Raw genomic sequence first — 24,928 nt, forward strand, 5'->3', positions numbered from 1 at the left:
AAACACTAGGTAATTAAGCTTGCAAAGATACATATTTTAACCCTTTTCTGGAAGTCTGTTGCGGCAAGATCAATGCCCAAAATGTCTATAAAAAATAAAAACAGCCCGAAGGCTGTTTTTGGTGTCAGATAGTCCGGCCTTACAGGCCAAAACCTATTGTGAGCACATAATTTGAATTGTTCCCAGAGATGCCCATGCGATCTGTTAATCCGGTTTGATATAACTGCGGATTTGTTTCCCGGGTAGAATGATCGTAAGCGAAGTCAATTTTGATACTTCCAAAGCTGTATCCTATTCCGGCAGAATAGCCCTCGAGGTCTCCCATAGGCAGTTCATCTTTGTACGGAGTTTCCTCAAATCTGTATCCCCCTCTTAAGCTCCAGTTCTGAATGCGGTATTCCCCTCCAAACCTGAATTTAGATGCACCGCCCAGTTCATTGGAGATTATGTTGTTCTGTTGCATGAAGGCAGGATCATCTGTAGGCTTAAATTTTGTAGTTGAATAATCTTTGTAAGTATAATCAAAGCTTAAAAGTGCCGATGAGCCAAAGAGGTAGGCTAAACTTCCGGTATAGCTGGCGGGAGTCTGCAGCTTATAATCGGGATATATATTTACAATATTCGGTTCTACATAATCAATGTCGGTCTCTATATACTGGTTTGTCTCTTCAGATATGGTGTACCAGGTTGGGGATTCATATGCTAAACCTGCCCTTACATTTGATCCTATTTTGGCGAGAGCCCCAAGTTGAAGGCTAAAGCCTGATCCCAGGGTGGTTAACTGATCTTCAAAATACACGTATTCATCTGGTGCCTGTAAATTTTCCTCATCAATAGAAGTCATTCTTTCATAGTTGATGAAATGGGAGTTCAGGTTGATTCCCAGGTAAAGGAAGTCCTGATATTGGGAAGCGAAATTGAAGCTTAGTTTTCCGTTTAATCCGGTAGAGGTATAGGTGTAAATTTGATCGTATGTGCCCGGAGATAAGATGCTGCTATACGAATCGAGTTCCAGGAAAGCCGGGTCATTTTCAGGGAGGTTATTCGGGTTGTCTACTCCAATCACACCGCCCCATAATCCCAAATATGCCTGTTGAGCTCCAAACCCCAAAGTCTCTCCCAGGCGGGCGTATGCCTCTCCGTCAGTTTCATTCCTGTAAGGAATGAGGTTATCAACAGCAATGCCGTTGGCATAAGCAAGAAAATACTGATCTATGGAATTAGGGTTGTTTCCCCTGGCCGAGTAGGAATTATTAAAACTTGAAGATTTATTAAAGTTGAACCCCAAAGAAAACTTCTTCCAGTTTGCGTTTTCGTTAAAATTATTAAAGATAAAAACAGCTCCTGCCTGGCCCAGATCAACATTAGAATCTGAGGTGCTGTTATAGCCGTTCATAAAACTTACATCCTTATTGCTGTTCTCCACATTTAAGCTAAGGGAGGCAAAACTTGAGAGAAAGACGGCTGAACCTGCAGGGTTCACGTTGAGGGAAGAAAGATCTCCTCCCAAAGCACCAAAAGCACCACTCATAGCACGATATCGTGCTGTTCCGTTAAGGTCGGTTGTAGAATACCTTACGGCATCTGTTATATTTTGAGCCTCCACAGTCATGGAGATCATGGCTGTGAAGGCAAAAATTAATCTTTTCATTTATGAAGTTGTTTTAGGGGAATTATCTACCGCCGCCACGTGACCTAGTTGATGATGAACTGGTTCGAGGTGCCGAAGAGGATCTAACTGTTGAAGAAGATCTTACTGATGGCGTAGAAGACCGGTAAGAACTGTTGTTGCTTCTTGAAGAACGACTTGTTCTCACTGCAGGTCTTGAGTCTGATGAAGTGCTACTTCTTACGGCAGGTGTAGCCCTGCGTTGGGTTGCACTTCTGTAACTTCTTTCATAAGAATCGCTGCTGCGGTTCACTGAAGATCTTGTTGTTCTGGTAGAACGGGTTTGATAGGTTCTCTCGTTATTAGATCGTGTTGCCGCTGCTCTTACGTTGCGGGTATTTGAATAACCCTGGATCCTTGAAACGCGGCTTTCAGAAGCCTCTGTGTCACGGTAGCGGTTAGAGTAGCTGTCTCTACGCCCGGAGTTATAAGCCACTTGTCGCGTGTTGTTCGAATAGTGGTTGTAATATCCGCCGTAAGGATAGTAAGGAGAGTATCTATGTCCGTAGCCGTAATATCCGCCCCAGCCGTAACCCCAGCCAATATTCCATCTCCACGATGGATATGCGTAAGGATGACCGAAGTAATATGGATCATAAAAGCCGTAGCGATAGTAGCGGGGCCCCCAGAATGGATCATAAAACCCGGCGTAATAAGGATAACTAAATCCGTAACCATAATGATATGGGCTGTAGAAGGGATAGTTGTTGTAAATGTTTACTGCGATCTCATCGGGGTCTGTTCCCCAGACCGCACGGCCGGGTTCGTATTCCAAACCTTCGGCTCCAAACATGTTTTCGTCGTATTGTCCAGACGAGTAAGTCTCGATATCAGTAAAAATTGCTCCATTTTCAGGAACAGCTCCAAACTGTTCGGCTTTTTCTCCAAAGAGGTTTTTATAATAAAGGGCGTCTTCATAAGATTCCTCGTAATCATTAGCAGTATACGCCTCTCCATTATCTGAGGAGTTGTAAATTCCGTCGTTGTCATAGCCGGCATACTGGTAAGAACTACAGGAAGCTAATAAAAACAGAGAGCCAAGTGCTGTAAAAAGGCTTCTCACGTTTAAAAGCTTGTAGTATCGTTTCATGACGTTGAATTATTTATTGAACAAAGATAAAAATAGTTAGTTTTGCGCTAACTTTATTTCACTAACAAGGTACAACATTTGTGCCAAAAGACAGGAGATGGCAAAGAACCTAACTACTCGAAAAGAAGATTACTCAAAATGGTATAATGAACTGGTTGTGAAGGCCGATCTGGCTGAAAACTCTGCCGTAAGAGGCTGTATGGTAATTAAACCCTACGGCTATGCAATTTGGGAAAAGATGCAGGCGCAGCTTGATAAAATGTTCAAGGAAACCGGGCACCAAAATGCCTATTTTCCGCTCTTTGTTCCAAAAAGCCTTTTTGAAGCTGAAGAAAAGAATGCCGAAGGTTTTGCAAAAGAATGCGCCATTGTCACTCATTACAGATTAAAGAACGACCCCGATAATGCGGGGAAACTGATAGTAGATCCTGATGCGAAGCTGGAAGAAGAGCTGGTGGTAAGGCCTACCTCTGAAGCTATTATCTGGAACACCTACAAAGGCTGGATACAATCTTACCGCGATTTGCCAATCCTGGTAAACCAGTGGGCCAACGTAGTGCGTTGGGAAATGAGAACCAGATTGTTCCTGCGAACCGCCGAGTTTCTTTGGCAGGAAGGGCATACGGCTCATGCCACTAAAGCTGAAGCTTTGGCTGAAACAGAGCAAATGAACAATATCTATGCTGAATTTGCGGAAGAATTTATGGCTATTCCGGTAATTAAAGGAAGAAAAACAGAGACCGAGCGCTTTGCGGGGGCCGAAGAAACTTATTGTATAGAAGCCTTGATGCAGGATGGTAAAGCCTTACAGGCGGGAACTTCCCACTTCTTGGGGCAAAATTTTGCAAAAGCCTTCGATGTGAAATTTGCTACAAAAGAAGGCGGTCTTGAGCATGTTTGGGCTACTTCCTGGGGAGTATCTACAAGATTAATGGGGGCATTGATCATGACACATAGTGACGATAATGGCCTGGTGCTGCCACCCAACCTGGCACCAATACAGGTTGTTATTGTTCCTATTTATAAAGGGCAGGAACAACTGGACCAGATTTCGGAAGTGGCCAATAAGCTTACTGCCGATTTAAGAGCTCAGGGAATTTCGGTGAAGTATGACGATCGCGATACTCAAAAACCAGGTTGGAAGTTTGCCCAGTATGAACTACAGGGGGTGCCTGTGAGAATTGCCATTGGCCCCAAAGATCTTGAAAAAGGTTCAGTAGAACTTGCAAGAAGAGATACGCTGAGTAAAGAATTTGTACAGCAAAATGAGGTGGTGGAGCAGGTTAAAGGGCTTATGACCGAAATTCAGGAGAACCTTCACAATAAAGCCAGGGCATTCCGCGATGAACATATCACTCCTGTTGAGGATTTTGAAGAATTTAAAAAAGTACTCAAGGGAAAAGGAGGGTTTATTTCAGCTCATTGGGATGGAACTGCAGAGACCGAAAACAAGATCAAAGAGCTCACAAAAGCTACGATTCGTTTAATCCCCTTTGATGCCGAAAAAGAGGAAGGAGTATGTGTTTTCACAGGTAGGCCATCTGTAGGCAGGGTGCTGTTTGCAAAGGCTTATTAATTTTAAAAAAAAAATTACTCAACATTTGCGGCATTCAAAAATAGTTGTATTTTTGCATCCGCATTTGAAAATAAATGGTCCGTTCGTCTAGGGGTTAGGACGCCAGGTTTTCATCCTGGTAACAGGGGTTCGATTCCCCTACGGACTACAAAGGTTTGCAAGTCGTGTAAACCAGCTTTGAAATAATAAATGGTCCGTTCGTCTAGGGGTTAGGACGCCAGGTTTTCATCCTGGTAACAGGGGTTCGATTCCCCTACGGACTACTGAAAAAGAATTAATTTAATAAAAGTGTAATGGCAAATCATAAGTCATCGTTAAAGAGGATACGTAGCAACGAGACAAAGCGTCTTAGAAACCGCTACCAGCATAAAACTACCAGGAATGCCATCAAAAAGTTACGTGAGGCAGGAAAAGAGGAGGCAGAGACTTTGTATCCTACTGTAGCTTCTATGATTGACAAATTAGCGAAGAAAAACATTATTCATCACAATAAAGCCTCTAATCTTAAATCCAGATTAGCCAAGCACGTAGCTGCGCTTTAATTAAGATAGTGTTCAATTTATAAAAAATGCCTTTCGTGTAAAACGGAAGGCATTTTTTATTGAAGAATATGAAATGGATGTTGTTAATGATATTCTGGATCAGGAGCAAGTGTCGAGGGGAAATGAACTGATAGTCGAGCTTATTCAGAATTCATCAGTAAAATGCCATTTTTGACACCTCTTGTGTTAGCTGTATTATGGTTAATCTGAAGTGGAAAGAATTCGGTTCTTTTCTTCTCTAAAATGGCGTCTTAAGGCTTTTATTTTTTCATCATAAAAGATTCCGCAGAAGCTGCTATGTTTTTGCGTTGTTGAGATATAATAAAAGCATTTCTGAAAATTAATTGAGCCGCTGGCGTCCATTTGCAATCTGTACCGGGAAGTAGAGATTGATATTGATTGAAGCTGATCTGAAATCTAAAATAACCGTCGGAAAAATAATATAAAAAAAATCCGGAGCATCAAAAGATGTCCGGATTTTGTCATTTTTGAAAGCTGGCTGTAATTAGCCGTTCATGGAGATCAGGAATTCTTCATTGTTCTTGGTCTGTGTAATGCGTCCATTAATGAATTCCATGGCTTCTACGGGGTTCATGTCGGCCAAATACTTGCGCATCACCCACATTCTTTGAAGGGTGTTCTCATCAAGTAAAATATCGTCACGGCGTGTACTGGAAGAAGTAAGGTCAATAGCAGGGAAAATCCTCCTGTTGGCGATTTTTCTATCCAGTTGAAGTTCCATGTTACCTGTTCCCTTAAATTCTTCAAAGATCACCTCGTCCATTTTAGAACCTGTCTCGGTAAGAGCGGTTGCGATTATAGAAAGAGATCCTCCGCCTTCAATGTTACGGGCAGCCCCAAAGAACCTTTTTGGTTTGTGCAGTGCATTGGCATCTACCCCGCCAGAAAGTACTTTTCCACTGGCAGGCTGTACCGTGTTATAAGCTCGGGCCAGGCGGGTAATAGAATCTAAAAGAATCACCACGTCATGTCCACACTCCACCATTCTTTTAGCTTTTTCAAGTACGATGTTGGCAACGCGAACGTGCTCATGTGCTTCTTTGTCAAAAGTAGAGGCGATCACTTCTCCTTTTACATTGCGCTGCATATCGGTCACCTCTTCCGGGCGTTCGTCAATAAGCAGGATTATTTGGTATACTTCAGGATGGTTTGCCGCAATGGCATTTGCGATATCCTTAAGTAGCATTGTTTTTCCGGTTTTTGGCTGCGAAACGATCATTCCTCTTTGTCCTTTTCCAATAGGGGAAAAAAGATCAATGACCCGGGTTGAAACCGTACTTTGCCTTTCAGCAATATTGAATTTTTCCTGGGGGAAAAGTGGGGTAAGGTGTTCAAAAGAAACCCTGTCTCTCACTACCTGTGGATCAAGCCCGTTGATCTTGCTGATCTTGATAAGCGGAAAATATTTTTCTCCCTCCTTTGGAGGTCTAACCTGGCCAAGAACCGTATCTCCGGTTTTAAGGCCAAACAACCTGATTTGTGACTGGGAAACGTAAATATCATCTGGAGAAGAAAGGTACATGTAGTCTGAAGATCTCAGGAAGCCATAGCCGTCCTGCATGATATCAAGTACTCCTTCGCTTTCTATAATTGCGTCAAACTCATAGTCGGGTTCTTTGTAGCGGTTGCGGTTATCTCGGTTGCCAGTGTCTCTGTTGCCGCTGTCGCGGTTGCTGGTATTGTCCCTGTTGCCGTTGTTATCGCGGTTTCCGCTGTCGCGGGTGTTGTCGCGATTAGTCTGGCTGCGGTTGTTATCACGCGATTCTTTATGCCTGGAATCCTTACGCTCTTTTTGCTGATTTCTGGTAGAGGAATCTTTAGGGGCCTGCTGGCGGGAAGAATCTTCTTTTTTGCCTTTTTTCTCACTCCTGTTTTCAGGTGCAGCTTTTGTTTCCTGCAGGTTTTCTTTTTGCTCCCCTTTTTGTTCTGCTTTTTTCTCAGAAGACTGTCGCTGGTCTGCAGAGATTTTTGCAGGGCTGGATTTTTCTTTTCTTGGGCGGGTTTTTCGCTGTTTCCTGGCAGAATTCTGGTCTTCCTGGGGTTGAGGTTTGCCCTCTTCATCTGTTAGTGCCTCCTGAACTTTTTGCGGATTTGCCGCCTGATAATCAAGGATTTTGTATACCAGGTCAAGCTTTTTTTGCGTACGGTATTTAGGTACCTGTAGCGTTTTGGCTATTTCCTGAAGTTCAGGCAGCTTCTTAGCCTTTAATTCTGAAATTTCAAACATGAATGTTCTTAAATAAAATTGGTCTTTGGTTTAATTAACCTTCTCGAGGAAGAATCGAAAAAATTTTGGAGTCTAAGTAACCTTTATTGAATTGGTTACGAATTGATACTGCAATTATACGATATTATTTTCAGATTATAAATATGGTTTCTAAAAAGAATCTTTTATTTTTGTGCCTCTATTGAAGGTAAATGCTACAAAGAATCCAGACAGTTTATTTATTAATTGCGGCCCTGTTTAATGCAGGATTTATTTTTATATTTAAACTGTGGAATGATTTTGCGGGGAATGCGGTGTATATCGAAGATGTTTTTTCAGCTTTGGGGTTAACGCTCGTTTCAGCTTTACTTTCAGTAATTACGATCTTTTTGTTTAGAAATAGAAAGCTTCAGTTTGTGCTGGGGCGTGTCAATATCTTATTAAACTTAATTTTACTAGGATTATTTGTCTATTGGTCCCTAACTGTATCTGGAGAAACTTCGGTTTCAGAGAAAGGTATTGGGATGCTGACTCCTGTATTTTCTATCGTTTTTTTAGTGCTGGCCAATAAGGCTATAAAAAAGGATGAAGATCTTGTAAAATCTGTGGACCGACTGCGATAAACCTTTCATCTTAGTAGTATTAGTGCGTAAAAACCCGGAGTGAAAACTTCGGGTTTTTTAGTTCCTGAAAGTTCAAAGTTTAACGTTCAAGGTTTAAAAATTAAGGGTAGCCAAAAATGCCTTTTTAAGAAGGTTTTCAAAAAAGCTTTTTTTATAAAGTTTTTTGTGAAGTGAAGCATTTAAAATTCTAGTTGCCAATTTCTAACATCTAATTTCTAAGATCTAAGATCTCACTTCTAAAATCTAACTTCTATTTTTTCCCCAGTTCAATCACCTCCAGGTCTTTAATTTCTTCCCCGTCAATTTTAAACCTCAGCATCGTCCTCATCTGGTGAAAGCCCTGTTTTCCTGCTGCGCCGGGATTCATGTGTAAAAGACCCAGTTTTTTGTCATTCATTACTTTCAGGATGTGCGAATGTCCGCTAATAAAAATTTTCGGCGGGTTGGCTTTTATTTCTTCCTTAACTGCCGGAGAGTAGCGCCCGGGATAGCCTCCAATATGGGTGATCCACACGTCTACCTCTTCGCACCTAAATCGATTGTTGAGAGGAAATTCTTTTCTTATGCCGCCGCCATCAATATTTCCGTAAACGGCTTTTAGGGGTTTTATTTCTTTAATGGCATTGCTTACCTGCAGCGTGCCAATATCTCCTGCATGCCACACTTCATCGGCTTCAGCGGTATATTTCAGGATGCGATCATCAAGATAGCCATGGGTGTCACTAAGTAGTAATATCTTTTTCATAGGGAATAATTATAGCAAGATTAATAATCTACCGCCGGGAAGAATGAGCAGTTGCCTTTAATGGCTTATCTTTGTTCCTTTAATTTGCAAAAGTAAAAATTTAGGTTGAGATATTTTTTGGAGCTGGAATTCTTCGGAAAAGCCTATCACGGCTGGCAACGACAACCTGAGGCTATAACAGTGCAGGAGGTGATTGAAAGTTCCCTTAGCACATTGCTTCAGGAAAAAATTGAAGTCCTGGGTGCCGGAAGGACAGATGCAGGAGTGCACGCGAAGCAGATCTTTGCGCATTTTAATACCGGAATAAAACTGGACAGTCAGTTTATTTTCAGGATAAATTCGCTGCTGCCAAACGATATCGCTGTTAAAGATCTTGCTGCCGTACACCCCGAAGCTCATGCCCGTTTTGATGCTGTAGCCCGTTCCTACGAATATCACATCACTACAAGGAAGAACGTGTTTCAACGTGAAACGGCATATTACTTACAGAGAGAGCTCGATGTGGAAAAGATGAATGCAGCTGCAAAGATCCTGATGGATTACACCAGCTTTAAATGTTTTTCCCGGTCCAGGACCGATGTACATACTTACAACTGCACAATAACAAGGGCAGAATGGGAACAACGCGATAACCTGCTTATCTTTCACATTACGGCCGATCGCTTTTTGCGGAATATGGTGCGGGCCATTGTGGGTACATTAGTGGAGATAGGCTTGGGAAAACGCGAAATAGACAATATGCATCACGTGATTAAAAGCGGGAACAGGAGTGAAGCGGGAGCATCTGTACCTGCACAGGGATTGTATTTAACCAGGATCTTATATCCTGAAAGTATTTTTATTTAATGGCAGCAACAACAGGAAATGCTTTTGACTTCAGATTATTTAAGCGCCTGCTTAAATATGCTTTTGCCTATAAATGGGCCTTCTACTTTGTAGCCATTGCCGCTATTTTGCTATCCTTCCTGGGGGTAATGCGCCCTTATTTACTGCAGCTCACTATTGATAACTCTATAGTGCCGCAAAATAATGATGAGCTTGTTTTTTACATAAGCCTCATGTTAGGGGTGCTGGTGCTGGAGGTGCTTTTTCAGTTTTGTTTTATTTATTTCGCCAACTGGCTGGGGCAGGAGGTAATTAGAGATTTAAGGGTCAACCTCTTTAAACACATGCTTCAGTTTAAAATGAAGTATTTTGACAACTCTGCTGTAGGCCGGCTGGTAACCCGGGCAGTAAGTGATATCGAGACCATAGCGAGTATCTTCAGCGAAGGCTTGTTCATGATCATAAGTGACCTTTTAAAAATGACAGTTATCCTGGCTTTTATGTTCTATCAAAGCTGGAGGCTCACCCTATTGGTACTGGTCGTACTGCCGTTCATTCTCTATGCCACCAGGATTTTTCAGAAAAAAATGAAATTGGCTTTTGAAGAGGTGCGCACCCAGGTGGCAAACCTGAATACATTTGTGCAGGAACGTATCACCGGGATGAAGATCGTGCAACTCTTTACCCGTGAAGAAAAAGAATACGAGAATTTTAAGGAAATTAACGATAAACACCGCAAAGGCTGGGTTAAAACGGTTTGGTACAACTCCATATTTTTCCCAATTGCCGAAATGGCTACTTCCATAACCATAGGTTTAATTGTGTGGTATGGAGGTTTACGTGTGGTTGCCGGCAGCGAAGCAATCACGCTGGGGGTAATTGTTGCCTTTGTGGAGCTGAGCCAGATGCTATTTCGGCCGTTGCGGCAAATTGCCGATAAATTCAATACGCTCCAAATGGGAATGGTGGCTGCAAACCGGGTTTTTGGAGTACTCGATACCCAATCTTCCATTCCCGACAACGGTAAAATTGAAGTAGATCACCTTAAGGGGGAAATTGAATTTAAAGATGTGAGATTTAGCTATGTGGGTGATGAAGAGGTGCTCAAAGGAATCTCTTTTAAGGCCATGGCAGGTGAAACAGTTGCTATTGTAGGGGCTACCGGGGCCGGAAAATCCACCATAATTAATCTGCTCAATCGTTCTTACGAAATTTCAAGCGGACAAATTCTTATCGACGGCATAGACGTCAAGGACATGACCTTAAAATCCCTGCGTGGGGAAATTGCAATCGTACTTCAGGATGTGTTCCTCTTTGCCGATACCATTCTCAACAATATTACTCTAAATGACCCTGATATCACTAAAGAAACGGTAGTGCAGGCAGCAAAAGATATTGGGGTAGATAACTTTATTGCGAGCCTGCCGGGAGCTTATGATTATAATGTGAAAGAGCGGGGGGTAATGTTGTCTTCAGGGCAGCGTCAATTAATCGCATTTTTGAGAGCTTACGTGAGCAATCCAAGCATTTTGGTGTTAGATGAGGCTACTTCTTCTGTCGATTCTTACAGTGAACAGCTCATCCAGGATGCTACGCTGAAGATCACCCAAGGCCGCACTTCCATAGTAATTGCCCACAGGCTGGCCACGGTGAAAAAAGCCGATAAGATTTTGGTGATGGACGCAGGAAAAATAGTGGAGATGGGAACGCATTCCCAATTGCTAAAGAAAGAGAACGGCTACTATAAAAATCTGTACGAAGTGCAATTCATGCAGGAAGAGCAAAGTCTTTAAACAAGGTCTGCCTTTAATTTCTGAACCAGGTCTTCCCGGTCTTCGTACATCACAAATTCGCCGTCTTTGATGTAAGAGATCTGTCCTGTTTCTTCACTCACTACCAGGGCCAACGCATCGGTTTTTTCGGTGATCCCAACAGCTGCCCGGTGCCTTAACCCGAAGCGCAGCGGGATGGTGCGGTCATTTGATACCGGAAGTATCACCCGTGTAGCGGTAATATAGTTGTCTTCAATGATCAAAGCCCCGTCATGCAAAATGCTATTCTTGTAAAAGATAGATTCAATGATAGGCTGGTTCACCAAAATTTTCATGGGATCTCCGCTCTGTTTAACAAAATCGAGGCTTGTATTTCTCTGTATCACGATAAGCGCACCGGTGTTGGTTCTTCCCATATTTTCACAGGCCTTCACAATCGCCTCCACATCATTGGGTGTTTCAAGGTCGTCTTTGATAAGCTTTAAGGTTTGTAAAAAGCGCCTTCTTCTGGCGAAATTTGTAGAACCTATCATTAGCAAAAATTTCCTGATTTCCTGCTGAAAGACCACAATGAGTGCAAACATCCCCACCCCAATGAACTCTCCCAAAACACTGCTAAGCATTTCCATGCGCAATAACTGGGTGAGTTTTCCTACAAAGTAAATAATTACAATCCCAATAAAGATATTGACGGCTACCGTGCCTTTTACCAACTTGTAGATATAGTACAGCAGGGCTGCAATAAAGATGATATCAACAATATCCAGAATGCGTAGATCGAGAAAGTCCAAAGTGGGCGTGCGTTTTGGTAAATGTAAAAAATTATAAACTAGTTTTTCAGCCGCTCCATTAATTTCACACATTCCACTGCCTCTTTTACGTCGTGAACCCGAAGAATATGTGCTCCTTTCATTAAAGACACCGTGTTGAGAACCGTCGTGCCGTTAAGTGCCTCTTCGGGTGTGGTGTTAAAGGTTTTGTAGATGAGTGACTTCCTTGAAAGGCCAGATAATATTGGTAAATTCAGGTTGCTAAATAAATCCAGGCGAGACAGTAGTTCGAAATTCTGGTCAATATTTTTTGAGAACCCAAACCCCGGGTCTATGATAAGGTCATTGATGCCCAATGCTCTTGCCCTGTCAATTTTTTCAGAAAAATAGGTCAGCACCTCCTGGGTGAGATCTTCATACTGGTTGAGGTCCTTCATGTTTTTGGGGTTGCCCCTCATGTGCATCATGATATAAGGTACCTGCAGTTGAGCCGCTGTGTCCATCATTTTATCGTCAAGGTTTCCTGCGGAAATATCATTTATGATAGCCGCTCCTGCTTCTATACTTTGTTTTGCCACTTCACTTCGGAAGCTGTCTATGGAAATGAGGACATCCGGAAATTTTTTTACCAAAGCTTCTACAGCCGGAAGTATGCGCTGCAGTTCTTCTTCTTCCGAAATATCTTCTGCACCGGGCCTGCTGCTGTATGAGCCTATATCTATGAAATCGGCTCCTTCAGAGATCATTTTTTCAGCCTGGGCCAGGTGTTGTTCCAGGCTCGTGCGGCGTCCTCCATCGTAGAACGAATCGGGGGTAATGTTCAGAATTCCCATTACTTTTGGAACAGAGAGATCTATAAGCCGGCCTTTACAATTGATATACATCTTAAAAATTGCGGTTTTTTGGTTGGAAAAATTAACTTTGACGAAAAGAATAAAATCAGCGAAATTTACACAAATTACCCGTTTCTATGAAGGATACTTCTGCCCAATATGATGCTGTGATTGACCAATGCCGCAGCCTCTTCCTCAAAAAAATGAAAGATTACGGCTGTGCATGGCGCATTTTAAGGCTTCCTTCACTTACAGATCAGATTTTTATAAAGGCACAGCGCATACGCGGTCTTGAAGAAAATGAGGTGAGAAAGGTAGATGAAGGCGAAGTGCCCGAGTTTATTGGAATCATCAACTACTCTGTAATGGCTTTAATTCAGCTTGAAAAAGGAGTGGCCCAGCAGCCCGATCTTTCCAATGAAGAGGTAGAAGAGCTTTACGTGCGCACTACCGCGCGTACCAAGCAGCTTATGGAAAATAAAAATCACGATTATGGAGAGGCCTGGCGCGATATGAGGGTGAGCTCTTTCACAGATCTCATCCTTCAAAAAGTGCTTCGCATCAAACAAATTGAAGATAATAAAGGCAAGACCCTGGTGAGTGAAGGTATAGAGGCAAATTATGAAGACATGATCAATTATGCCGTTTTTGCCCTTATCCAGATCCAGGAAAAAAGCGAATTGAGCCAAACTTAAGCAGTATAACTATGAAAATTCTGGTCGAGGTTTCCCGTTGGATAGTCGGACTTTTGTTCATTTTTTCCGGATTTGTAAAGCTGAATGATCCGATTGGTTTTTCATTCAAACTGGAAGAATATTTTAGTCCTTCGGTACTTGATCTGGAATTTTTAGCGCCCTTTGCACTAATTATTGCCATCCTCGTAGTGGTTTTTGAACTTGTGCTGGGCATCATGCTGCTCATTGGCTACCTGCCAAAATTCACTACCTGGGCGCTGCTGCTTATGGTGATCTTCTTCGGGTTTCTCACTTTTTACTCCGCCTACTATAATAAGGTGACCGATTGTGGCTGCTTTGGCGATGCAATTCCTCTCACCCCCTGGCAGTCTTTTTATAAAGACATGATTTTGCTGGGGCTTATTCTCATCCTCTTTTTTAACCAAAAGTATATTACTCCCTACTTTGCCAGGGCTTCCCACAGGTGGATCGTTTTTTTAAGTTTCATGCTCTGTTTCATTTTTGCCTATTATGTTTTGATGCACCTGCCGGTCTTCGATTTCAGGGCTTACAAAAAAGGGACAAATATTTCACAGGCCATGACCGTACCACAGGGAGCTCCCGAAGCCGTTTATGACTACAACTGGAAATTCTTGGTAAACGGCGAAGAGGAAATCTTCACCACCCGTGGGGCTTATCCCAATGTTGACGGGGAGTTTATTGAAGTGGAAACCGAGTTGGTACAAAAAGGTTATGAGCCGCCAATTCACGATTTTTCAATAGAAAAAGACGGTGAAAATCATATTTCATCACTTCTTGCCGAAGACAAACTGCTCATGGTGGTGGCATACAGCCTTAGGCGCAGTGAAAATCCGGGTTTACAAAAGCTGGATGCCGTGATTGAACGCGCCCGCAACAATGGCTACAGGGTAATTGGCCTTTCGGCTTCGGGAGAAGAGCTCAAGGAGCAAATTAATGAGAAATTTGGCTTCGAGCTCGACTGGTACTTTAGTGACGAGACGGCGCTTAAAACAATCATCCGAAGTAATCCGGGTCTGGTAAAGCTTCACAAAGGAACCATTGTGGAGAAACTGCATTGGAATGATGCTGAAAAGCTTCAGTTTTAAGGAGGCTCAAAAATGGCATTTTTGAAGGTATTTTCTGAAGCCTTCCGCTTCTGAAGAAATTTTACACAGAATATCCCCAGGTGCTTCCGAAGAAAAATGAGATTGAAAAAAGCATTTTTGGAAGCTTATTTTTTCCGCTTTTTCTGCTTTTTCCGCAGGTTCTTAGCGGTGGCAATGTTATATTTGTAGTTTAGGCCGAAGAATAAAATAGTTTTGGCCATTCTGTTAATTACAAATACTTATATACCCCTAAAACCACCATTATGAGAGACAAAATTGTAGCCGGAAACTGGAAAATGAACAATGATTTGGCTCAAACCGAAGATTTGTTGTCAAACATTAAGAAATTATACAAAGAAAATCGCGAGGTGCGCGTAATTGTGGCCCCAGCCTTCACCAATTTGCACCACGCATTCGAATCTTTGAGGGATTCGCCCATAGACGTTGCTGCACAAAACATGAACGAGCATAAAGAAGGTGCATATACCGGGGAGGTTTCTGCCCAAATGCTTAGCAGTATAGGTATAAAAATAGTGATTTTGGGACACAGTGAGCGTCGTGCCATTTTCAACGAAACAGATGCCTTACTCGCCAAAAAAGTGGATGCAGCCCTTGAAAATGACATGGAAGTGATCTTTTGCTGTGGGGAAGAATTAAGTGAACGCAAGGGAGAAAAACATTTTGAGGTAGTAAAAAGTCAGTTGGAAAATGGCCTTTTTCATGTAGCTGAAGGGCAGTGGAGCAAGATCGTGATCGCTTACGAACCGGTATGGGCTATTGGAACGGGGGAAACAGCTTCGCCAGAACAGGCACAGGAAATGCACGCTTTTATAAGAAAAACCATTGCTGAAAAGTTTGGAAGTGAACTGGCCAACAAGGTGGCAATTCTTTACGGTGGTAGCGTAAAGCCCGCGAATGCACAGGAGATTTTTGCTAAAGAAGATGTAGACGGCGGCCTTATTGGTGGTGCAAGTCTAAAAGCCGAAGATTTTATCGCTATTGCAGAGGCCTTTTAAATACCTGAAGAATATGAATTACCTGGAGTTTAAATTTTTGATTGAACCTCTGCAACCGGCATCAGAGATCCTTATTGCCGAACTCGGCATGGCGGGTTTTGAAAGTTTTGTAGAGCATGAAGACGGGATAACCGCGTATATTCCGCAAGAGGAATACGACGCAGAGGCAATGGCGGGAATACATATACTCCAGTCTGATGAATTTGATATTTCCTATACCCAAAACGAAATTGAACAGGTAAACTGGAATATTGAGTGGGAAAAGAACTTTCACCCCATTATTGTCAACGATCAATGTGGGGTGAGAGCTCCTTTTCATCCCAGGCCCGATGTAAAATACGATATCGTGATCGAGCCAAAAATGTCATTTGGAACCGGGCATCACGCCACGACCCACATGATGATAGAATTTCTTTTGGAGCAGGACCTGCAGGGAAAAAAAGTGCTGGATATGGGCTGTGGCACAGGAGTATTGGCTATAGTTGCCGAAAAAAGAGGTGCCTCACAACTGGATGCCATTGATATTGACAACTGGTGCTATCAAAATACCCTTGAAAATGTAGAGAGAAATAACTGCCACTATATCGAAACTTTTGAAGGCGGGGCAGAGTTGCTTGAAGGCCGGCACTATGACGTGATCATTGCCAACATCAACAGGAATATCCTCCTTGAAGATATGCAAACTTATAACAACAGCCTTAACGAAGGCGGTGAGCTTTACCTTAGCGGATTTTATTCTGCCGATATTCCTGTGATTCGGCAGGAATGCGAAAAGTATGGGTTAAAATATCACAGTAATAAAGAACGGGAAGACTGGGTGGCTTTAAAATTCACAAAGTAATAGTATTGAGAAGAAATTCTTATATTTAAGCCTGTTTTTCCAAATGAAAATGTCTGATTATGAGCACACAAGAAGAAGTTCTTGAAAAGAAGAAAGTAGAAACAAAAGAATCAAAACTTCACGAGATCGTATTGTATAATGATGATTATAACACTTTTGATCACGTGATAGAGACCCTTATTATTGCCTGCGATCATACTCCCGAACAGGCCGAGCAATGTTCTCTCCTGGTGCATTACAAAGGTAAATGCACGGTAAAAACCGGAACTTATAAAGATTTGGAACCACGCTGCGGAAAACTTCTTGAAGAGGGCTTAACAGCAGAAATTGTGTAACATTCTTATTTATAAATCATATTAAAAAGGGCATGTTTAGTAAAATCATGCCCTTTTTAATTCCTGGAATTTAACCGATTGGCCTCAGCAAAAAATTACCGGCTAGTAATAAAGTTTGACCTGGCTGCTCCCTGGCTTAATGGGCTAATTCTTTATCCTTCTTTATTAGATTCAGCTTTTTTACGAGAGTCACGCTGCATCATCCGGCGATATTGATCTGTATATCCCCAGTCTTTTCGCTGTACTTCGTTGTGGGTAATCCTGCTTTTCTTGAACCTGGTCGATACTTCTTTCGCTCCCAATTTTTCTTCTGAGTTCATGATAATAAGTTTTAGTTTTTTAATGTTTAGTGTTGCTATAAGTTTTCGTGCTATAGTGCTATTTATCCCCCAAGACCTGGTAGCTGTTCTTAAAATTATAAATCCTTTTTAACTTTACTGTACAATTTGTGCTATTTAACGAGATCTTTAAGATGAGATATCAGAATATTTAGTTTTTCAGGATTTACAAAAATAAAATAGAGGAAATTGGGGATTTTTAGAATTATTCCGAAGTAAGTCTTAAATATCTGTTAATGTTTTTTGCTATGTTTGTATTATGAAATGTGCCCGGATATTAAATTTTTTTGTAGTCTTTTGTCTTGCAGCCCTAAGTGCCTGCGAGAGTAAAGACAGCAATAAAGAGCAAGCTCAGCCTGCACCGGGCACGCCAGGTCAATACTACCTGCTGGGTCTGGATACTTCAGATCCTCCAAAAAAACTTGAACTTTACAATAAAGGCCTCAATGCTGTTACAGATAAAAGAGACACCTCCCTGGTAGCATTACTGGATGGAAAAATCTATGCTCTTCAACGCTTAGGCCAGGTAGACAGCCTTCCATTCTGGATTGACAGCCTTATTATTACGGCGCGTTTACAGGGAGATTTGTTTTATGAAGCCAAGGGATTTCTTCGCAAGTCGGAGATCATGCGGAACAAAAACCCCGAAGAACAATTTAAGAATGCTTTTTATTCCCGAAACCTCTATCTGAAGTACGGCGATACTGCCATGGCGGGGAGAAGATCTCTCGATATGGCCAACGCCCAACTCGGCTTAGGTGATATAGTAGGAAGCCAGGAAAGTGCTACCGAAGCTATAAAGTATTTAGATCATACCAGAGATGCTAAATATGTGAGTTCTGCATATAATGTGCTGGGGCTTTCATACAGCGGGCAAAAACTGTTTTCGGAAGCTTTTAAAGAATATGAACAGGCCCTAAAATACGCGGTAAGCCGGGAAGACAGCATTAGCTACCTTCACAATATAGCCCTGCTGCACAAGAGTCAGGAAAATTATTCCGAAGCTCTTAAAACTTTCGGGGAAATATTAAAATCTGACGTAATTGATGAATCGTCGCGCCTCAGGTACCGCGAGAACTATGCCTTTACCAAATGGTTGCAGGACTCCACTACCAGGGCCGGAGATGTGCTTTTGGAAGTGATGCGGAAAAGGCGGGAGATGGACGATCAATCGGGACTTATAGCAAGTTATTTCCATCTTACAGATTATTTCAGGAAGATTGATATAAACAAATCAAAACACTACGCCGAAAAATACTATGAACAGGCAAAACTGCTTTCCTATCCCACCGCACAGGCCGAAGCCTTAAGAAGGCTTATTTCACTTAGTGAGGGAAATACAAGAGAGAAATACATAGAGCGTTTTTTATTGCTAAGTGACAGCCTTGAAGAAGCCGATACGAGGCTGAGGTACCAATTTGCCAAAATAAGGTTTGATGAAGAAAAAAAGGAGCAGCAAATAGACCTTTTGCAGGCCGAAAATACCACTCAGCACTTAAGAACAGAGAAACTGCGCACCAGGAATATCATCATTTCCCTTGCCGCGCTTATCATCCTGGTTATTTCAGGCGCATTTTTTTATTCTGTGCGGCAACGGGGCAAACGTGAAAAAATCAAGCAAATCTACCTTACCGAAAGAAGGATCTCAAAAAGGATCCACGATGAACTTGCAAATGACATCTACCACGTCATGAGTTCTATTGAGCCTGTGGCCCCGGCAATGGTAGTAGACCGGCTGGAGAATATTTACCAGCGCACCCGCGATTTTTCCCGGGAGAACAGTGAGATTGCTACGGGAGAAGATTATCTGTCGGGACTTCTTAACATGCTTTCGGGGGCTGTGCCATCGGGAATGCGACTTATAGTTCGCGGTGAGACCGGCGTGAACTGGGGCAAAATGAGCAGGGAAAACAAAATTGTGGTGTACAGGGTTCTCCAGGAAATGATGGTGAATATGAGAAAGCACAGCGAAGCCAAACTCGTAGCCCTTATTTTTTCTACGGAAGAAAAGTACTTAAAGATCAGCTATTCCGATAACGGGATAGGGGTTGATGAAGCTGTACTACAATGTGGAAATGGCGTTCAAAACCTGAAGGCGCGGCTAAAAACCATCAAAGGGAATGTCATTTTTGACACTTCAGGAAAAGGGCTTAAGGCAGAGTTCTTTGTTCCATTCAATTCTTAAACCCTCTTTTTATTTTTTGACGCGTTTATTGGCAGGATCTTACTGCTGTTTATCATCTTTTGGCGGCGGGGTGTACTTTAAAAAGTACATTTTATCGCCACTGGGATGATCCCACTCATTGAACAGTTCAAAACCATACCGGCGGTAGGCAAGGCTTACGCGTCTTATTCGGGTTTCGGCATAAATAGGGAGTTGCAAGTCTCTGGCAATGGCATAAAATTTATTTTTCATGTCATAAGCAATTTTTGCATCATCGCTGCCGCGCGCATCACTTAAAATTCCCCAGAACCAGCAGTAAAGGTAATCTCCTTCTTTTGGTCGCTGAGCTTTTACGTACTTCTGAACTTTCATTGCGGCCAGCCCTTTTTTGATCCCGGTCACATTAAGGGCCAGCTTGAGGTCCATGATAAGATCTTTCCAAAAATTCCTGTCCTTGCTATTTGTCTTAAACAGTATAGCTATTCCTTTTTCATCGGGGGAAGTAATAAGGGCATCTTTTTCAATAGCCTTTTCTACCATATAAGTGGCCAGGTATTGAAATCTCTTTTCGCGTTTGTGATCATCTTTAACGATCTCCATGGAGGTAGGCACTTCCTGTAAAAGAGTAGAGACGTTGTCTATTATATTCTGCTTGTTCAAGGAGCTTAAATTTTTCCGAAAGATAGAAAAATGACCCGAGTTTGGCTTCTTCCGAAGAATAAAATTCAGAAGCTACAAAACGGCTTCAGAGATAAAACCGAATTATTTTTTCATTTTACAGCTGTTTTGGAATGGTTTTTTACATTTGTTTTTTGATCAGTAAAAATCTTATGAAAAAACTCTCATTTTTCCTATTTCTCCTTCTCACTTTAAACGCAGGAGCGCAGTCTAACTCTGAAGAAGATTCTCTTAATATTCGCAAACTTTATGATGTGGCCCTGCTTCAGGGACAGGGGTATGCCTGGCTTGATCACCTTTCGAACAAGATAGGGGGGCGGCTATCGGGATCTGTGAATGCACAGCGTGCCGTAGATTACACCAAAGCCGAACTTGAAAAACTGGGCCTTGACCGGGTATGGTTACAGCCGGTTATGGTGCCTAAATGGACGCGCGGAAATCCCGAATATGCTTATATTCAGTCTCCGGGAGCACCATCAACTACAGTGAACATTCTTGCTTTAGGCGGTTCTGTAGCTACTCCCGATACGGGGATTAGGGCAAAGGTAATCGAGGTGCAGGGTATTGAAGATCTTGAGAGGTATGGAAGGGAGCAAATTGAAGGGAAAGTGGTGTTCTTTAACCGCCCAATGAGGGCCGATCTTATCCACACTTTTGAAGCCTATGGCGGTTGTGTAGATCAACGCTACTCGGGTGCGGCCGAAGCTGCAAAATTTGGTGCCGTGGGAGTGATCGTGCGATCGCTGTCTCATAAAATTGACGATTACCCTCATACAGGCTCCATGAGCTATGGTGACCTTCCCAACAGTAAAAGGATTCCTGCTGCGGCCATTAGCACCAAAGATGCCGAGTACCTTAGCAGTATGCTCAAGCTTAACAACGACCTCGATTTTTACTATAAAATGAACTGCCGCAACTATGAAGATGTAGAATCTTATAACGTGATTGGGGAGCTAAAAGGGAGTGAGCGCCCTAATGAGTATATTGTGGTTGGCGGGCATCTCGATTCGTGGGATGTGGGTGACGGGGCTCACGATGATGGCGCCGGAGTGGTACAATCCATGGAAGTGCTTAGGCTTTTCAAGGAATCGGGGATCCGCCCTAAGAGAACTATCCGGGTGGTGCTGTTTATGAATGAAGAAAATGGACTTAGAGGTGGAAATAAATATGCTGAAGTAGCCAGAAAGAACGGCGAGAACCACATTTTTGCTCTTGAAAGCGACTCTGGCGGATTCACGCCACGCGGATTTTCCTTTGATGCAAGGGAATCTCAGTTTGCAAAAATCGAATCCTGGAAGCCCCTTTTTGAGCCTTACCTCATTCATTACTTTTCCAGGGGAGGCAGCGGTGCCGATATTGGTCCGCTTGAAAACGGAAGCACCGTGCTCGCCGGCTTAAGACCCGATTCTCAAAGGTACTTTGATCACCACCACGCAGCTACCGATACTTTTGATGCGGTAAATAAACGTGAACTTGAACTTGGAGCTGCTACTATGGCTTCCCTGGTTTACCTGGTAGATAAATACGGATTTGACGATATTAAGAACGAGCCCGAAATCCTGAAATAAAAGAATGCCGGCTTAGTGTGTTCGGCAATTAAACTTTCTATCTTTGAAGCCTTAAACTACAAAGGTGCATCTTACTGCCTACACAAAAGAATTTGGAAAGAACCTGAATATTGCATACCCCGTAATGTTGGGCCAGTTAGGGCACGTGCTGGTAGGGCTGGCCGATAATATTATGGTGGGCCGCCTTGGTGCCGCACCTCTCGCAGCCGTTTCCCTGGGCAATAGCCTGGTTTTTATTGCGCTTTCCCTCGGAATCGGATTCTCTTTTGCCATCACGCCGCTTATTGCTGAAGCCGATGGCTCGGACGATATTGATGCCGGAAAAAGCTATTTTCACCACGGAATTATCATGTGCGGAATAAACGGGATTTTTCTTTTTATTCTGCTGCTACTGGCAAAACCACTTCTTTACAGGCTAAATCAGCCGCCTGAAGTAGTAGACCTGGCAATCCCATACCTTGAGATCGTTGCTTTTTCGATGATCCCGCTTATGCTGTTCCAGGCTTACAAACAATTTGCCGACGGGCTTTCCCAAACGCGCTACGCCATGTATGCTACTTTAATTGCCAACGTGGTGAATGTGCTGTTCAATTATCTGCTCATTTACGGAGTCTGGATCTTTCCACGGCTCGAACTGGAAGGCGCTGCCCTGGGAACTTTAATTTCCAGGTTTTTCATGATCTGGTTTATCTGGGAGATCTTAAGGCGAAAAAAGAAGTTCAGCCAATATTTCGTCTGGTCCCGGAAAGACCTGCTCAAAATTGACATTTTTAAGAGGTTATTCGCGCTTGGGTTTCCCACTGCCCTGCAAATGCTGTTTGAGGTAGCAATATTTACAGCCACTGTTTTTCTTGCCGGTACGCTGGGTACCAATCCGCAGGCGGCAAATCAAATTGCGCTCAACCTCGCGTCCATGACTTTTATGGTAGCAGTGGGGCTGGGAGTAACGGCCACAATCAGGGTGGGAAATCAAAAGGGAAAAGCAAATTATTACGACCTTCGGCGTATAGCATTATCTACATTTTTACTGGTATTTATCATTGAAGCAGTATTTGCTGTAGGTTTTATCCTTCTAAAAGACTGGCTGCCCACGCTGTACATAGATAATTCCGAAGTAATTTTACTGGCGGCACAGCTGTTGATTGTGGCAGCATTATTTCAGCTAAGCGATGGCTTACAGGTGGTGATCCTGGGAGCTTTAAGAGGTTTGCAAGACGTGAAATTCCCCACAGTTATCTGCTTTATTGCCTATTGGATCATAGGTTTCCCGGTGTCCTGGTACCTTGGTAAGCAAACCAGCCTTGGCAGTATGGGAATTTGGTTTGGATTACTCGCCGGCCTTAGCGCATCTGCTTTTATGTTGTATCTTCGGTTTAATTCTTTGAGCAAAAAATTACTTCTATCGGCTGTAAATGATGAGCCACAGAAACAAATCATATAAAAACTGACTATGGATTTCCCAAAATTCCTTTTAGGTGATAATACCGATTATCCCAACGCCATTTTTATAATTCATACTGAATTTCCGCGTTTTATATTAAATCTTGAAGACGATGAAGTAGAGTGGCTGGAAGATTTTGATGCCGCCGATGAAAAGGAACTTGCTTCTGAAGCCGAAGGTCTTATTCAACAGGCTAACGACTTTTATGATCGTGAAATTTCGAGATATGATGAATAGCCTATGGAACAATTGGTAGAACTAGATCACGAACTTTTCCTTTTTCTCAACAACCTTGGGGATCCTGCCTGGGATAATTTCTGGAATTTTATTACCAATAAATGGGCTTCCATTCCGTTTTATGCGCTGCTGGTGTTTTTTCTCTACAAGGCGTTGGGGTGGAAGAAGACGCTGCTTTCCCTTGTGCTTGTTGCGTTAGTGATCACCTGTACAGACCAGCTTGCAAACCTTTTTAAACATTATTTTGAACGCCCCCGGCCCTGCAGGCAGGAAGGTATCATGGAATATTCACGTTTTGTTGCTGTGCGGTGTGGCAGGTTTGGGTATTTTTCTGCGCATGCGGCAAGTTCGGCAGCCCTGGTGGTTTATCTGGGGATGATCCTAAAAAGGTATTGGAAACACATCTTTCCGGTGCTCATTTTCTGGGGCTTACTCGTTTCCTACAGCCGCATTTACCTTGGGGTACATTATCCCGGCGATGTACTTACCGGCTGGTTCTTCGGGATTGTGATTGGATATGTTTTTTATCGTTTGTTCCTGTTCCTGGGGCGCAGGTTTTTTACTTCCGGCGACTTTCGGGCAGAATTCTAACAGGTCACGCCTGCCCGGTCATGGTAAAATCAGCGGTTTAGCAAATTACGTGGCAGGCTTTATTTTATTCTCGCTAAAGAAATTCGGCTGGTTTTTTCAGAAGTAGTTCTTACAAAAGCCGGTACTTTTCTAATAGGAATGCAGCCGCTTCAAAAGGCGTGGTTTCATTTTTTTCGAGGGCTTCGAGCTGCTGCTTCAAAAGTATTTTGATTTCCGGCTGATTGTAAAACCTGCTTTTTAAATGTTCATTGATGGTTTGTAGCAGCCAGAATTTATTCTGTTCGTGGCGTTTTCGGCTGAAGTCGCCACTTTCCTTCATCTTCTGCTCATATTCGGCTACCAGATCCCAGATCTCGGTTATGCCTTCTTTGTAATAAGCACTACACAACAGCACTTTTGGTTGCCAGCCACTTTCTTTTGCAGGGTAGAGGTGAAGCGCTCGTTTAAATTCAGACCGGGCTCTTTCAGCAGGCTTCCGGTTTTCACCATCGGCTTTGTTGATCACAATGGCATCGGCCATTTCCATGATCCCGCGTTTAATTCCCTGCAGTTCATCACCTGCCCCTGCCAGCTTCAGCAGTAAAAAGAAATCGGTCATGCTGTGAACAGTGGTTTCACTTTGTCCCACCCCAACGGTTTCTATGAGTAGCGTGTCAAAGCCTGCAGCCTCACATAAAATAATGGTCTCCCGTGTCTTTTTTGCCACCCCGCCCAGTGAATCTCCCGAAGGAGAAGGCCTGATGAAAGCATTTTGGTGGTTTACAAGTGTTTCCATCCGGGTTTTATCCCCAAGTATGCTGCCTCCCGAAATTGTGCTGCTGGGATCTACTGCCAGAACCGCAACTTTTTTCCCCGAGTCGGCCAAATGAACCCCCAAAGCTTCTATAAAAGTACTTTTGCCTACTCCGGGTACGCCGGTAATTCCAATCCTGATGGAATTATTGGCATATGCCAGGCACTTTTCTATAAGCTGGGCCGCTTTTTCCTGTTGTTTTGGCTGGTTGGTCTCCACCAGGGTGATTCCCTGGCTTAGTGCCGACTTATCGCCGGCCCGAAGACGGTTAAAGATTTCTTCAACCGGGGTTTCCTTTCTTCGGGAATCCCTGATTTTCCTGGCCATTACGGCATTAATTTCTGAAGAAGGGCGGGTTCCCTCCGATTCGTGTAGGGCCGATTGATTTTTCAAACTGGGAATTAATTTTTAGGTGGAGATCTTCTTTGTATATTGAACTACTAAAATAACAAA

Annotated in this window: 24 protein-coding genes and 2 tRNA genes; 17 read left to right on the forward strand and 9 right to left on the reverse strand. The window is 42.9% G+C overall.

The features are described from left to right. Window positions 1–139 precede the first annotated feature (139 nt). Both JRG66_RS10380 and JRG66_RS10385 read right to left on the reverse strand, forming a co-directional pair. Window positions 140–1,651, reverse strand: a complete 1,512-nt coding sequence (locus JRG66_RS10380) for an OmpP1/FadL family transporter (protein WP_265162697.1) — start codon at window positions 1,649–1,651, stop codon at window positions 140–142. A gap of 22 nt (window positions 1,652–1,673) precedes the next feature. Further along, window positions 1,674–2,759 (reverse strand): hypothetical protein, encoded by a 1,086-nt coding sequence (locus JRG66_RS10385; protein WP_265162698.1) that lies wholly within the window; start codon window positions 2,757–2,759, stop codon window positions 1,674–1,676. Between the two features lie 97 nt (window positions 2,760–2,856). Here JRG66_RS10385 and proS point away from each other — a divergent pair, with 97 nt between their 5' ends. The 4 genes from proS to rpsT all read left to right on the forward strand — a co-directional run bounded on the left by proS (window position 2,857) and on the right by rpsT (window position 4,877). Then, window positions 2,857–4,335 carry a proline--tRNA ligase gene (gene proS / locus JRG66_RS10390; protein ID WP_265162699.1) on the forward strand — a complete coding sequence of 493 codons (1,479 nt, stop codon included), beginning with the start codon at window positions 2,857–2,859 and terminating at the stop codon, window positions 4,333–4,335. A 76-nt stretch (window positions 4,336–4,411) separates the two neighbouring features. After that, a tRNA-Glu gene (locus JRG66_RS10395) sits at window positions 4,412–4,483 on the forward strand. A gap of 43 nt (window positions 4,484–4,526) precedes the next feature. Beyond that, window positions 4,527–4,598, forward strand: a tRNA-Glu gene (locus tag JRG66_RS10400). Window positions 4,599–4,628: 30 nt separating this feature from the next. Continuing rightward, window positions 4,629–4,877 carry a 30S ribosomal protein S20 gene (gene rpsT / locus JRG66_RS10405; RefSeq protein ID WP_265162700.1) on the forward strand — a complete coding sequence of 83 codons (249 nt, stop codon included), beginning with the start codon at window positions 4,629–4,631 and terminating at the stop codon, window positions 4,875–4,877. A gap of 505 nt (window positions 4,878–5,382) precedes the next feature. Here rpsT and rho read toward each other — a convergent pair. Then, a complete protein-coding gene (rho, locus tag JRG66_RS10410) occupies window positions 5,383–7,125 on the reverse strand; it encodes a transcription termination factor Rho (RefSeq protein ID WP_265162701.1) in 1,743 nt (580 codons plus the stop codon). 191 nt (window positions 7,126–7,316) lie between these two features. Between rho and JRG66_RS10415 the strand changes: the two genes are divergently transcribed. Continuing rightward, window positions 7,317–7,727 carry a DUF4293 domain-containing protein gene (locus tag JRG66_RS10415; protein ID WP_265162703.1) on the forward strand — a complete coding sequence of 137 codons (411 nt, stop codon included), beginning with the start codon at window positions 7,317–7,319 and terminating at the stop codon, window positions 7,725–7,727. Window positions 7,728–7,977: 250 nt separating this feature from the next. Here JRG66_RS10415 and JRG66_RS10420 read toward each other — a convergent pair whose 3' ends face one another. Next, window positions 7,978–8,472 carry a metallophosphoesterase family protein gene (locus JRG66_RS10420; protein ID WP_265162704.1) on the reverse strand — a complete coding sequence of 165 codons (495 nt, stop codon included), beginning with the start codon at window positions 8,470–8,472 and terminating at the stop codon, window positions 7,978–7,980. Between the two features lie 105 nt (window positions 8,473–8,577). Here JRG66_RS10420 and truA point away from each other — a divergent pair, with 105 nt between their 5' ends. Then, complete coding sequence (gene truA / locus JRG66_RS10425) at window positions 8,578–9,318, forward strand: tRNA pseudouridine(38-40) synthase TruA (protein WP_265162705.1); 741 nt, start codon at window positions 8,578–8,580, stop codon at window positions 9,316–9,318. Further along, complete coding sequence (locus JRG66_RS10430) at window positions 9,318–11,090, forward strand: ABC transporter ATP-binding protein (protein WP_265162706.1); 1,773 nt, start codon at window positions 9,318–9,320, stop codon at window positions 11,088–11,090. The genes truA and JRG66_RS10430 overlap by 1 nt, the downstream gene beginning before the upstream one ends. Here the strand turns inward: JRG66_RS10430 and cdaA are convergent. Further along, window positions 11,087–11,860: a diadenylate cyclase CdaA gene (cdaA, locus tag JRG66_RS10435; protein ID WP_265165435.1), complete on the reverse strand. Its 774-nt coding sequence runs from the start codon at window positions 11,858–11,860 to the stop codon at window positions 11,087–11,089. The two genes, JRG66_RS10430 and cdaA, sit on opposite strands and share 4 nt — an antisense overlap. Before the next feature lie 38 nt (window positions 11,861–11,898). Further along, a complete protein-coding gene (gene folP / locus JRG66_RS10440) occupies window positions 11,899–12,723 on the reverse strand; it encodes a dihydropteroate synthase (RefSeq protein WP_265162707.1) in 825 nt (274 codons plus the stop codon). Window positions 12,724–12,809: 86 nt separating this feature from the next. Between folP and JRG66_RS10445 the strand changes: the two genes are divergently transcribed. The 5 genes from JRG66_RS10445 (at window position 12,810) to JRG66_RS10465 (ending at window position 16,665) form a co-directional block, all read left to right on the forward strand. After that, on the forward strand, window positions 12,810–13,367 hold the full coding sequence (locus tag JRG66_RS10445) for a DUF1599 domain-containing protein (RefSeq protein ID WP_265162708.1): 558 nt from the start codon (window positions 12,810–12,812) through the stop codon (window positions 13,365–13,367). A gap of 11 nt (window positions 13,368–13,378) precedes the next feature. Beyond that, the gene (locus JRG66_RS10450; RefSeq protein WP_265162709.1) at window positions 13,379–14,473 is read left to right on the forward strand and encodes a BT_3928 family protein; all 1,095 of its coding nucleotides are present in this window, start codon (window positions 13,379–13,381) and stop codon (window positions 14,471–14,473) included. 263 nt (window positions 14,474–14,736) lie between these two features. Continuing rightward, a complete protein-coding gene (gene tpiA, locus JRG66_RS10455) occupies window positions 14,737–15,489 on the forward strand; it encodes a triose-phosphate isomerase (RefSeq protein ID WP_265162710.1) in 753 nt (250 codons plus the stop codon). 13 nt (window positions 15,490–15,502) lie between these two features. Beyond that, window positions 15,503–16,330 (forward strand): 50S ribosomal protein L11 methyltransferase, encoded by an 828-nt coding sequence (prmA, locus tag JRG66_RS10460; RefSeq protein WP_265162711.1) that lies wholly within the window; start codon window positions 15,503–15,505, stop codon window positions 16,328–16,330. A gap of 59 nt (window positions 16,331–16,389) precedes the next feature. Beyond that, the gene (locus tag JRG66_RS10465) at window positions 16,390–16,665 is read left to right on the forward strand and encodes an ATP-dependent Clp protease adaptor ClpS (RefSeq protein WP_265162712.1); all 276 of its coding nucleotides are present in this window, start codon (window positions 16,390–16,392) and stop codon (window positions 16,663–16,665) included. A 152-nt stretch (window positions 16,666–16,817) separates the two neighbouring features. On the opposite strand, the gene JRG66_RS10470 is transcribed toward JRG66_RS10465, so the two are convergent. Continuing rightward, window positions 16,818–16,985: a hypothetical protein gene (locus JRG66_RS10470; RefSeq protein WP_265162713.1), complete on the reverse strand. Its 168-nt coding sequence runs from the start codon at window positions 16,983–16,985 to the stop codon at window positions 16,818–16,820. A 277-nt stretch (window positions 16,986–17,262) separates the two neighbouring features. Between JRG66_RS10470 and JRG66_RS10475 the strand changes: the two genes are divergently transcribed. Continuing rightward, window positions 17,263–19,188 (forward strand): tetratricopeptide repeat-containing sensor histidine kinase, encoded by a 1,926-nt coding sequence (locus tag JRG66_RS10475; RefSeq protein WP_265162714.1) that lies wholly within the window; start codon window positions 17,263–17,265, stop codon window positions 19,186–19,188. Between the two features lie 39 nt (window positions 19,189–19,227). Here JRG66_RS10475 and JRG66_RS10480 read toward each other — a convergent pair whose 3' ends face one another. Then, on the reverse strand, window positions 19,228–19,827 hold the full coding sequence (locus tag JRG66_RS10480; protein ID WP_265162715.1) for a hypothetical protein: 600 nt from the start codon (window positions 19,825–19,827) through the stop codon (window positions 19,228–19,230). Window positions 19,828–19,997: 170 nt separating this feature from the next. Between JRG66_RS10480 and JRG66_RS10485 the strand changes: the two genes are divergently transcribed. From JRG66_RS10485 to JRG66_RS10500, 4 genes are all read left to right on the forward strand, one after another. Beyond that, entirely contained in the window at window positions 19,998–21,413 is a 1,416-nt protein-coding gene (locus JRG66_RS10485) for a M20/M25/M40 family metallo-hydrolase (RefSeq protein WP_265162716.1), read from the forward strand. 64 nt (window positions 21,414–21,477) lie between these two features. Continuing rightward, the gene (locus tag JRG66_RS10490) at window positions 21,478–22,854 is read left to right on the forward strand and encodes an MATE family efflux transporter (protein ID WP_265162717.1); all 1,377 of its coding nucleotides are present in this window, start codon (window positions 21,478–21,480) and stop codon (window positions 22,852–22,854) included. A 9-nt stretch (window positions 22,855–22,863) separates the two neighbouring features. After that, window positions 22,864–23,091, forward strand: a complete 228-nt coding sequence (locus JRG66_RS10495) for a DUF8828 family protein (protein ID WP_265162718.1) — start codon at window positions 22,864–22,866, stop codon at window positions 23,089–23,091. A 3-nt stretch (window positions 23,092–23,094) separates the two neighbouring features. Then, window positions 23,095–23,682, forward strand: coding sequence for a phosphatase PAP2 family protein (locus JRG66_RS10500; protein WP_265162719.1), 588 nt, complete (start codon window positions 23,095–23,097; stop codon window positions 23,680–23,682). 109 nt (window positions 23,683–23,791) lie between these two features. Here the strand turns inward: JRG66_RS10500 and meaB are convergent, their stop codons facing one another. Next, window positions 23,792–24,877 (reverse strand): methylmalonyl Co-A mutase-associated GTPase MeaB, encoded by a 1,086-nt coding sequence (meaB, locus tag JRG66_RS10505; protein WP_371875347.1) that lies wholly within the window; start codon window positions 24,875–24,877, stop codon window positions 23,792–23,794. Window positions 24,878–24,928: the final 51 nt, after the last annotated feature.

It is taken from the genome of Salinimicrobium tongyeongense (assembly GCF_026109735.1).
Lineage (GTDB): Bacteria > Bacteroidota > Bacteroidia > Flavobacteriales > Flavobacteriaceae > Salinimicrobium > Salinimicrobium tongyeongense.